Source organism: Finegoldia magna, from assembly GCF_018371055.1.
Classification (GTDB): domain Bacteria; phylum Bacillota; class Clostridia; order Tissierellales; family Peptoniphilaceae; genus Finegoldia; species Finegoldia magna_I.
This window is the reverse complement of the sequence record NZ_JAGYZD010000034.1, coordinates 1-11,039: the sequence shown is the minus strand read 5'-3', so window position 1 is coordinate 11,039 and position 11,039 is coordinate 1. Positions and strand designations below refer to the sequence as shown.

At 34.1% G+C, this 11,039-nt stretch carries 13 protein-coding genes; 1 reads left to right on the top strand and 12 read right to left on the bottom strand.

The window, feature by feature from the left end; all coding sequences use genetic code 11:
• Positions 1 to 179 precede the first annotated feature (179 nt).
• From brnQ to KHW44_RS02715, 12 genes are all read right to left on the bottom strand, one after another.
• On the bottom strand, positions 180 to 1,475 hold the full coding sequence (brnQ, locus tag KHW44_RS02770; protein ID WP_304065697.1) for a branched-chain amino acid transport system II carrier protein: 1,296 nt from the start codon (positions 1,473 to 1,475) through the stop codon (positions 180 to 182).
• A gap of 184 nt (positions 1,476 to 1,659) precedes the next feature.
• Positions 1,660 to 2,844, bottom strand: coding sequence for a TVP38/TMEM64 family protein (locus KHW44_RS02765; protein ID WP_304065694.1), 1,185 nt, complete (start codon positions 2,842 to 2,844; stop codon positions 1,660 to 1,662).
• 12 nt (positions 2,845 to 2,856) lie between these two features.
• Positions 2,857 to 3,600 (bottom strand): YdjY domain-containing protein, encoded by a 744-nt coding sequence (locus tag KHW44_RS02760; protein ID WP_304065691.1) that lies wholly within the window; start codon positions 3,598 to 3,600, stop codon positions 2,857 to 2,859.
• A 91-nt stretch (positions 3,601 to 3,691) separates the two neighbouring features.
• Positions 3,692 to 4,201, bottom strand: coding sequence for a hypothetical protein (locus tag KHW44_RS02755; protein WP_002835680.1), 510 nt, complete (start codon positions 4,199 to 4,201; stop codon positions 3,692 to 3,694).
• Entirely contained in the window at positions 4,201 to 4,647 is a 447-nt protein-coding gene (locus KHW44_RS02750; RefSeq protein WP_225559912.1) for a DUF4430 domain-containing protein, read from the bottom strand. The genes KHW44_RS02755 and KHW44_RS02750 overlap by 1 nt, the downstream gene beginning before the upstream one ends.
• Before the next feature lie 2 nt (positions 4,648 to 4,649).
• Positions 4,650 to 6,227 carry an ASKHA domain-containing protein gene (locus KHW44_RS02745; protein ID WP_304065683.1) on the bottom strand — a complete coding sequence of 526 codons (1,578 nt, stop codon included), beginning with the start codon at positions 6,225 to 6,227 and terminating at the stop codon, positions 4,650 to 4,652.
• On the bottom strand, positions 6,208 to 7,236 hold the full coding sequence (locus tag KHW44_RS02740; RefSeq protein WP_002835683.1) for an MtaA/CmuA family methyltransferase: 1,029 nt from the start codon (positions 7,234 to 7,236) through the stop codon (positions 6,208 to 6,210). Before KHW44_RS02740 ends, KHW44_RS02745 begins: the two co-directional genes overlap by 20 nt.
• 7 nt (positions 7,237 to 7,243) lie before the next feature.
• Positions 7,244 to 7,441 (bottom strand): hypothetical protein, encoded by a 198-nt coding sequence (locus KHW44_RS02735; protein ID WP_304065676.1) that lies wholly within the window; start codon positions 7,439 to 7,441, stop codon positions 7,244 to 7,246.
• Positions 7,442 to 7,447: 6 nt separating this feature from the next.
• The gene (locus KHW44_RS02730) at positions 7,448 to 7,897 is read right to left on the bottom strand and encodes a B12-binding domain-containing protein (protein ID WP_304065673.1); all 450 of its coding nucleotides are present in this window, start codon (positions 7,895 to 7,897) and stop codon (positions 7,448 to 7,450) included.
• Between the two features lies 1 nt (position 7,898).
• On the bottom strand, positions 7,899 to 8,681 hold the full coding sequence (locus tag KHW44_RS02725) for a uroporphyrinogen decarboxylase family protein (RefSeq protein ID WP_304065670.1): 783 nt from the start codon (positions 8,679 to 8,681) through the stop codon (positions 7,899 to 7,901).
• A complete protein-coding gene (locus KHW44_RS02720; RefSeq protein ID WP_304065667.1) occupies positions 8,674 to 8,823 on the bottom strand; it encodes a hypothetical protein in 150 nt (49 codons plus the stop codon). Before KHW44_RS02720 ends, KHW44_RS02725 begins: the two co-directional genes overlap by 8 nt.
• Positions 8,802 to 9,530 carry a GTP-binding protein gene (locus KHW44_RS02715; RefSeq protein WP_304065664.1) on the bottom strand — a complete coding sequence of 243 codons (729 nt, stop codon included), beginning with the start codon at positions 9,528 to 9,530 and terminating at the stop codon, positions 8,802 to 8,804. Before KHW44_RS02715 ends, KHW44_RS02720 begins: the two co-directional genes overlap by 22 nt.
• Before the next feature lie 381 nt (positions 9,531 to 9,911).
• On the opposite strand from KHW44_RS02715, the gene KHW44_RS02710 reads away from it, so the two are divergent.
• A complete protein-coding gene (locus KHW44_RS02710; protein WP_094204162.1) occupies positions 9,912 to 10,985 on the top strand; it encodes a uroporphyrinogen decarboxylase family protein in 1,074 nt (357 codons plus the stop codon).
• Positions 10,986 to 11,039: the final 54 nt, after the last annotated feature.

Genomic DNA, 11,039 nt, shown 5'->3' with positions numbered 1-11,039 from the left:
ATAAGGTTTCCCATAAAATCCTCCATAAATTTTATTTCTATCTTTATTATATAATTAATCAATCATTATTGTGTAAAAAGTTTGTAAACAAAGTGCAAAATTAATTATAAAATCACTAATCTCCTTAAATTTGCCAAAAAAATCAGCACAAAGAACAACTTTATGCTGAAATTTTTCGTCTATGCTAATTTCTTTTTATCTTGGATATAAGCAATTATTCCAAACACTGCCCCCGTAACAATCGCCGGCAACAACCATTCAAATCCAACAGAACTTAGAGGAAGAGTTTTGATTACATCTGTAAAACCTTGTAAAAGTTTAAAATTTTGATTCAAAACTTCTACGAAACTCACAACAAATGTCGCAAGCACCGCCCCTGTGTATATCAAATCGTATTTGATATGCTCTTCGAAAATTCCTAAAAATATAAGTACCATAATAATTGGATAAACTGTCGACAGTATTGGAACTGCTGCTTTAATAAGCGCTTCAACCCCAACAAGTGAAAGCACACCAGAAATCACAACAGTTGCCAAAACAATTGGTTTGTATCCCAATTTGTCTTTTGTAATATTCGAGAAGAAATCTCCAGCAATCGCACTGAGCCCAACAGAAGTCGTTAAACATGCCAATGACACCGCAATTCCTATGGCTATTTTACCAGCTGAACCTAAAATATTTTGAACAGTTCCAAGTAATATGTCGACTCTTGTGTTTTGAACTGTGTAAATTTTGGATGCAGTCGCTCCAACATAAATTAATCCACCGTAAATAATCGCCAATAATACAAATGCCACAAGTCCAACCCACTTGACAAGCTTCAGTCTTTCTTCATCGTTGACATATCCCTTTCTTTTCAAATCTGAAACTACAATCCCTGTCATAAGCGCTGCTCCAAGAGCATCCATAGTTTGATATCCTTCTGCAAATCCTTTCATAAATATTTGATTTTCGGTTGCAATATTCATAACACCAATAGGATCTACGATACACTTACCTATAATAACTAATAAAATAACTACCAATCCTGGCGTCAAATACTTCCCTATTTTATCGATAACTCCCGTTTCGTTAAATACAAAAATCGCAGTCAACGTAAAAAATATTAATGCAGTTACCCATTCTGGAGTTCCTGGAAAAACTTTCGACACAAAAACTTCGTGAGTTGTCGCTGCAGTTCTAGGAATTGCAAAAAGCGGTCCAATGGTTAATATGGTAACGGTTCCAAGAATCTTAGCAAATTTGTTCCCAACTCTTTTTCCAAGATCTTCTGCTCCTCCACCTAGCTTAGCGGTGATGATTACCCCAAGTATAGGTAGTACAGGGTCTGTCAACAAAAATCCTAGCATTGCCTTTTTGTACTCAGTTCCCGAAAGCACCCCTAAATAAGGTGGAAAAATCAGGTTTCCTGCGCCAAAGAATATTGCAAATAATGCAAATCCTACGATAATGACGTCCTTAAATTTCTTATTCAAAATATCCTCCTATGTATTTCTATATCTTTATAGAAAATGATTTCATAATTAAATTTTAATTCTAAAAAGTTTTATTGTCAAATTTATTTATTTCGTTATCAAAATAAAGTGATAAATTTTACTCTAAAAACTAAATTTTGCACAAAAAAATCATAGGCCACATCAATGACCTATGATTATAATTTTATTCTACTACTTTTCCGCCCTTTTTCTTTTGTTTGTCGTTGTAAACTTTCTTAGCTATACCAATCATGATTGATAATGCAAACAATGTCAAAAGACCCAAGAAAAGTTTTTGAGCTCCACCAGTCAATGTTCCTCCAACATATGAATAAACAATTGTTGCAGGTAATTGACCAATTCCAGTCGCTATGAAAAATGACCAGAATCCCATGTTAGTAAGACCTGCACCATAACTTACAAAGTCGAATGAAACAAATGGTAAAAGTCTACAAATTAATATTGCATATTTTCCGTATCTTTCAAAAAATACGTCAACACTTTCCATAGCACCTTTGCTTGTTAGTCTTTCAACAGCATCTCTTCCTAAAGCTCTCGCTAAGAAAAAACAAAGTGCAGCTCCTGCCATCGCTGATGACCAAGAAAGCATAGCTCCCTTAACCCATCCAAATATTGCAGCATTTGATAAAGTAATCAAGAATGCTGGGATAGGGGCCGCGATTGATTGTAATATCATTAAAACAAATGATACGACTGCTGCTTGTTTTCCGTAAGATCTCAAATAAGCTACTACGACATCCGTATCTAATTTTGAAATCGTGGAGAAGGCTTCATTAGTCTTTGCTTTGATTGAAGGTACGAAGAAATATAATCCCAACAACACTCCAAGAATAATTAAAGCGATAATTCTTTGGATTTTTCTCTTGTGTTTAAGTTCAGCTATTTCTTCAGGTGTTTTTTCTTCTCTTAAATCGCTAAGTTTAACTTCTTCTTCTCTCATAGCTTTACGTTCTTCTCTACTATAATACTTTTGATATTTCTTCTGAGTAAAAACTATATAGAGGTTGATTAAGTTAACAATTACGATAACTGCGATTGTAGGAACGAGAATATTCTTAACTGGTCCATGATACATTATAAACTCTTTTACAATGTAGATAAGACTTTGAGTTTTCCCACCTATTAGTGCAATTAAGAATATCGCCGCTTCCAAAGCAAAGAATACATATCTGTTGATATTTGTATAAGCAATTCCTAGTATCAATCCAAAAGCCGTAAAGATAAACATTACTAGCTGCTGGCTAACCATCATCTCAAAATTTACGTTGAATAACAAAAGTAAACAACATAAAACCCCGATGGCTACGCCCGTAGTTAAATAATAAAATATCGCCCTTAACTTTTTCACTTGATACCTCTATTAATCTTCTAAAGTATAAGTTACTGCTACATAAGTTCCATCTTCTGGAAGTACATCTGCGTTACCTGTAAATTTAACTTCGTTTCTCTTTTCTACAGCTCCATTAGTGTAAGTTGTATTAGAAATAATTCCTACTGGACAAGAATCCAAGCAAGTTAAGCAACCTGTTTTCTTAGTTTTTGCTCTTTCTAAGTTTCCACCAAATCTAAAATCAATTTTCTTTCCATTGCTATCTTTGATTACTTCGTTGATATCATAATCTTTTCCAGCGCCTTCCCAAGTTACAGTAGCGCCAATTTTTGATCCTTCAACGTGAGTTGTTGTAGCGTTGTCTGGGTTCATATTTTCACCAGGTTTTGCACCGATTTCGATTAATGCATTGTAGAATTCTTCAGGAGTAGCATATGCAGTAAGAACTGATTTTGCTCCGTTACTTCCGTCAGTGTTTACAGATGCGTGTCTTGTTGCTTCAGTAAAATATTTACCATTTACAGAAGATAAAACTGTAACTTTCTTAGCTTCTTTGTCAACTTTGATTGGGTTTTTCATAGAAACGCCGTTTACTTCGTCATCTGCTTTCTTTTCTTCTTTGTTTTCTTCCTTCTTAGAATCATCTTTTGCTTGTTCAGTTGTTTGAGTATTTTTTGTTTCTTCTTTTTTATCGTCTGCTTTTTGTGAACAGCCAGCTAATCCTACTATTGCTAGACATAAGAATCCAGCTACTAATTTTTTTCTTAAATTCATAATTCATCCCTCCATTATCAATTTGATGTAATTATATCACATAAGTTTAATCTTATATATAATTTTAAATTTATTAAATATTTATCCAGTTTTAATTCATGATTTTTTTCTTGCCTGTAATATAATCTTCAAGCTTGTATATCAGAAAAATGTATATAACCGCATTTCCAATCATGTGGTTAATGTCGAAAGGAATTGATGTCATGTATCTTGCAATGAATACATTCATTCCCATAACAGTCATGCATTCCATCAATGTAATTATAAGTCCATACAAAAATCCCGACACAGACAATGCGATAGTTTTCGTTACCAATGTTTTTTTCAATTTAAAAACATTAAAAATTGCATAGTTAAATACAGCCAAGATGAAAAAGTCTACCACTTGGAACAAAACCCATATTCCAAACCCAAGCACAAAACTTGTGACTACCATCGTGACTGCATTTACAAATAGTGACTCTTTTAGGTTTTTTTCAATTGCAAGTATCAGTATGACATCCGACAATATTTTTACATTCGGAATTATATTCAAATAAATTCTTGTCAGGATGCATACTGCTGATAATATTGCAATTCTAGTCAAATCACTAGTCTTCATTATTTCATTTCTTGAAATTTGAATTCTATCTTGTCGTTTTCGTTAACTTTGTAATCGCCGATTCCTACTTCTGCCATCTTGTCGTTAACATAGTACATCCAGTATTGTTTCTTAGCTGGATCTTGTTTTACGCCTTCCAATTCAGTCATCATACCTTTTTCAAAAACAGCTTTGTGATTTTTTTCAAGGTAAGATTGCAAGTTTTCATCTTTTTTGATTTCTGCATCTTCTTTTAAGATTTCTTTGTTGTTAACTTCATCCATTACAACGATTGAAACCTTAGTAGCTTCACTCTCAGATGCTTTTTCTTCTGTTTTGTTTTCATCTGTTTTTGCTTGTTCTTGTGTTTGTTCTGTTTTTTGTGGTTCTTGGGCCTTATCTTTGTCAGCATTACAAGCTGTCAATGAGAACACAAGCATCATCAATACCAATAATTTTTTCTTCATAATCATCTCTCCTTTGGAAATTCCATCGCCTTAGCGAATATTTTTTCATAGTCCTTTGTCATTGATAATTCTATATAATTCATATCTTCAGCAAGAGTGGACATTTCTTCTTTTATTTTATCATTCATTAAACACATGTACGCTCCTATTAAAGATGAATTACCTACATAACTTATTTTGGATTCAATTTCGTAAGGTAGAATTCCCACACCTACGATTGACGATGGTTTCAAATGACTTCCAAATTGACCTGCTACAATACATTCGTTCAAATCAGAAATATCCAATCCCTCTTCATCCAAAAGTTTTATAAAACCAGAAAGTATCGCTCCTTTTGCAAGTTGCACTTGTCTGATGTCAGATTGCGTGATAACAAGTTCATCAGTCATCATGAACTCTCTTTTATCGTCTACAATTCTTACCAAATCTTTTCTAAAATCATCTACAGAGTTTGGGTCGATTATCCTTCCTCTTTTGTTGACGATTTTATTTCTAACAATTTCACTGATTACAGCAAGAATTCCACTACCACAAATCCCTTTTGGAGGTTTGTCACCGATAGTTTGTAATTTGACATCTGACCCGTCAATTACAACATCTTCAATGGCTCCTTGTTCTGCTCTCATTCCGCATTTTATATTCATACCTTCAAGTGCAGGACCAGCTGCACAAGAACAACAATACAATTTGTCATTAGTCTTCAAAACTATTTCGCCGTTTGTACCGATATCTATAAACAGTGTGTTTTCTCTGTTTCTCATATCTGTAACATAAGCACCAGCAACGATGTCTGCTCCGATATACGCTGAAACATTTGGCAAAGTGTACAGCTTTGCGTCCAAATTCAGTCCAATATCTTCACACATCAAACTCTTTGCTTCAGTGAACACTGGTTTGTAAGGGAATTTCCCCAAGCTTCTTGCATCCACTCCCAAAAGCATGTGAACCATTGTAGTGTTAGCCGCAATGTCCACTTCTTTGATATCTTTTCTATCGATTTTTGATTCGACAATCATCTTGTCTATCAATTTATTCATAGAACTTACAATGCTGTGTTGAAGAATTTTCGCTGCATTTTCATTTTCAAACTCAAACGTAATTCTCGTAAGCACATCCAAGCCGTACTTTGTTTGCGCATTAAGTGCAGAGTTTTTCGCTATGATATCTCCAGTTTTCAAATCTACCAAGTTCATGCACACAGTTGTAGTACCGATGTCCACACAAATCCCGTAGCCGTCCCTGTATTGTTTTTCAAACTCTGGCATTTCTCCTGAATCAAGTACATCAATGGAGCTATTTTCGCTCAAAGTTTCCACTATGAAATCGCCACTCATTGTAACTGCACAAGAAAGCCTAATTCCGTTTTCGATTTCTTCTTTTTTAAGAAGTCTTTTTTCGGTATCAGTGATTTCGTTGACATTTCCTTCTATGATTTTAATCTTGCACTTACCACAAGTTAGCTTACCATTGCACGAGTTGTCGATGTAGACGTCATGTTCAAGCAAAGCATTCATCAAATTGTAGCTTTTGTCGTCTTCTAATTCAATTGTTCTGTTTAAATTATTTATTCTTATCTTCATAATCGTAATTCTTAGATGCTGTTATTATTGATTTCAAATTTTCAAGTGGCGATCTCATACCTATTCCACAAGCTGGAGATAGAATATTTGATCCATTGTTTACCGATATTTTCGCTAATTTTTGGATTTTTTCACTGTCTGAATATTCAAGCGCATAAGTCGACACATTGCCCATCAACACGTGATGCTTCAAAACTTTCTTCGCATCTTTCAATGAAACGATTGAATCAAAGCTCAAGCAATCAGAGTGAATGTCGTTGCACAAATCAAGTACAGGAGTCATTCTTCCACATATGTGGACAATTTTTGGAACGTCTTTGATTCCATCCAAAAACTTATTCAAATATTGTACAGTGAATTCTTTGAAAAATTTTGGTCCCATAATTTCTCCAGTACCAGAAGGATCTGAAACTGCGATCACATCTGCTCCTGCGTCGATTTGTCTATTGGCAAATTCTATTAAATGATCTGTAACGTAATCCATAAATTCGTGAACTCTTTGTGGGTCTTTTCTAAGAGCCTTGTAGTATTTTACAGAATCCATTATTGATGATGCAGTGCTTACAGGACCTGTGATATTTCCAATAATTGGGGCGTTTTTTTCTTCGTCCTTCAAGATTTTAATAGCCTCAATCACGATATCGCTTCGGGAATCTTCTTTCTTGAAATCTTTGATTTTTTCCCAATCCTTGATATTATCGAATGCGTATTCGATAACATGTGGTTCGTAAATTTCATTTCCAAAATCGACAACTGAACCCATATCTTCAGCTTCAATCGTCATACAGAATGGAACTCCAATATTTTCGAAAATTTTTTCGTCGTAGATAGCTTTCGCCAAATCAGCCATTTTCCTAGAATCCAAGTGAGCTTCCGGAAGGTAAATATCTTTCAATTCCATTAGCTCCTTGGATATCATATTCATCATTCCTCCCGGACAAATCACAGGAATTCTATCGATGAAAATATGATTTAACGCATTTTTTAATCTATCTTTTTCGTTAATCATCTCTATCCTACTTATCTTTACCAACTAATTTCTTAGCAGCTTCTACAGCTTCAACGGCATTTTCAGTGTAAGAATCTGCACCGATTTTATCTGCGAATGATTGAGAAATAGGACCTCCACCGATCATAACTTTGAATCTATCTCTAAGTCCTTGTTCTTTTAACATTTCGATAACTTTACCCATGTTGTCCATAGTAGTTGTCATCAAAGTTCACATACAAATCAAATCAGCGTTGTTTTCAACTGCTGCATCGATGAAGTTTTGCAATTTAACATCACGACCCAAATCGATCATCTTAAATCCTGCAGTTTGCATCATCAATTTAACCAAGTTTTTGCCGATATCGTGAGTATCCCCTTCAACAACTCCGATTACTCCAACTCCAAGAATATCGTCGTCGTTCATTTCTACGTATTTTTGTAAAACGTCCAAACCAGCATACATGGCATCACTGCAAAGCAAAATATCTGTAATGAAATATTCTTCTTCATCAAAAAGCTTACTTGCTTGTTGCATACCTTTGATAAGTCCGTCGAATATACCTTGCTTAGCATCAAATCCCTTGTCGATATATTCTTGGCACACCTCAGCGATGTCTTCGTCTTCCATTTCTACTACCATTTCTGCCATTTTATCCAAATATTCTTGTTGTGTATTCATTCTACCTCCTAATTATTATCTCATTAATTTTCATAAATTTCTTATCTGACAAATTCATACATCTATCGCCGAAAATCTTGTGTTCTCCTTCAAATAAGAAATCAACATATCTTTGTTCTTCGTCTTTTTCAATTGGTCTGAACTCTGCCTTGTCCAAACTAATCAAGGCCATTGTGGACTTTGGGCATAAGTGAAAATTGAATGGTTTGTCGATGTTTTGGATATCTTCCAAAAACTTCATCAAAAACTCATCCACATACAATTGCATTTGTTTAGGACCAATAATATCAGCACCCGCCAAACTATCGGAAAAACTAATCAATTTTATTCCACTGTCGACTAATTTTTTGATGTATTCAACCAAAGCTTTTCTGATTTCATCGTAAAGCTCGACGATTTTGTCGTGTTTTTTCCTGAAAGATCTAAAAACAACCTCAGAGCTTGCCAAGTTATCCAATATAACCAATGGACCCGCAACCTCAACGATAACTCTTTTATCGTCTTTCATTTTATCGATCGCCTCAAACAAAGCTTTGACATGCTTTTGATTGTAATCAAAATCAATCACAATATCATCCACATTATCGTATTTGTACTTGCTAACTTTACCAAGTTCAGCTACAGCACCCATTGCTTCTGATTCTAATGTAGAAGACATAGGAATACTTGCATAATCCTTGTCCTTGAAATGTTCTACCAAACAATCCGCATCCTCAAATAATCCCGGATCAGTGATGGGCATCGTTTCCATTATAATACAATTATAAGTTCCAACTTTACTCATTATTAACCTCGATTATTACAAAATCATCGCTATCAGATATTGAATCTGATACTTCCAATCCACTCAAAGTTTTGCTAACGAAAACTTTCTTATCTGCAATCTCTACATTTCCCTTGGCTCTCACGATGCTTTTTGAATCCAAAAACTTTTCCAAATCATCTTTTGAACATTGGTCTTAAATTTGGAATCTTCGTGAGAATGTTTACCGTGGTCGTGATGATGATGTTTGCCACAGCATTTGTGACCGTGACCGTGACAACAACATTCGTGTTTGTCTTCTTTCTTGTTGTCAGCAAATTCACTCACAATATCTTCTGGATTCATCTTTCTAAAATCTTTCTTGTGAATAATTGCATGCTTATTAAATTGTTCGATTGACTTCTTCACTTCTTCGATTTTTTCTTCTTCCAAATTTTCAACGTTCGTTATGTATATTATATCAGCATTTTTGATTTGATCATTGAAAAATTCTCCGAAATCATCGTGAAAGCAAATGTAACTGTCGCAATCAACAATTGTCACGCATTTTTGGATTTGCAAATTCTCTTCGTCTTTTAAAACTTCCAATATATCCGTTAATTTCGCAACTCCAGTTGGCTCAATTATGATGTATTCAAATTGGTCTTTGTCGATTTTGTGAATAATTTCCTTAAAATCGCTCTTCAATCCACAGCAAATACATCCCGAATTAATTTCAATTATATCGTCGTTTTTAATCAACATTGAATCAATACTCACATCTCCGAATTCATTTTCCAATACCAAAGTATTTTTGTTGAATCCCAAAATGTGATTGATAAAAGTTGTCTTGCCTGAACCTAAAAAGCCCGACACTATTACTGTTTTCATATTATCACCCATTTTCATTTTAACATATTTGATATTGGATATTGCCCAAATAATAATGACTTATTGGATAATCAAATAAATCAATTTTACGTTTTTACTAAAGCAAATACTCTGTTTCGATAAATTATTATGATTATTTTTGATTTATGCTCTTGTTTGTCAATTGAAAAATCATTATCATGAAAATATTTTTGTGTGAAATCAAAAATTTTTATTCTGTAAATCCATTTTGATAAGTTTTTATTTAATTTAAATGAATAAAAACAACTACTTATAAAATATTTCAAAAAATGACTCAATTTTTATATGATAGAATTATTATGCGAATTAGAGCAATTAAATTTATTATATTATTTGCAAAAATTAAAAAGGAGGATGTATATGTTCAAAGACGAGATGACTCCAAAGGAGAGAATGGAGGCTTTCTCAAAAGGTGAAGAAATGGATAGAATTCCTGTTGTCCCAGATATGGGAGTAACTATGAGTGATTATCTTGGATATAAAACTTGGGATTATTATTCAAATTCTGATGTAATCGCCGATACGGAAGTAGCTTTGTTCAAAAGGTTCTACCACGATTCTATCAGCGTGTCCACTACTTTAAGAGGAATGGCAGAAGCCATGGGAACTGAAATTTGGTATCCAGAAGATGGTATTTCACAATTAAAAGAACCAGTTGTGAAAAAGGTCGAAGATATCGAAAAATTAAAAATTATCAATCCATTAAAAGATGGAAAGCTACCAGTGTTGATCGAAGCATTGGAAAAAATCAGAGACCAAGTCGGAGATGTTGCATCAATCGGTGCCGCAATGACTGGACCTTTCTCTGTTGCGGCAAGTGTTTTGGGAACTGAAACTTTACTTCGTTGGATGGTTAAGAAAAAGGATGCTCTTCATAAAATTATGGATATCATCACTATTAACAACGGAGAATACATTAAGGAAGTTGGCAGTAGAGGATTTGGAATGGGATTTGCCGATCCAGTTTCAAGTACTACTTTGATTCGTAAGAAACAATTCGAAGAATTTTCACTTCCATATTTAAAGAGAAACATTGCAGACGTTAAAAAATACTGTGGTTCTTCTGCAGGTTTGCATATTTGTGGTGACTCAAAAGATTTGTGGCCATTATTAAAAGACTCAGGAATTGGTAACTTCTCATTGGATAACTGTGAAAGTTTATTGGAAGCTAAAGAAATTCTTGGTAACGACATTGTAATTACTGGAAATGTTCCTCCAGTAGATGTTATGTATTTGGGAAATACTGAAGATGTTAAAAAATCTGTAAAAGAATGTATCGACATCGGTTACGATTCTCCATGTGGATATGTGTTGTCTACAGGTTGTCAAATTCCAAAAGGAACAAAAATGGAAAATATCGACGCGTTCATGGAATACGGACGTGAATTCGGAAATTATAAAAGATTAAAGGAGCTAAAAAATGAAACCAAATAAAAAAGCACTTCTTCCACTTGTAGTGTTCGTGCTATTCTATGTATTATCAGGTGT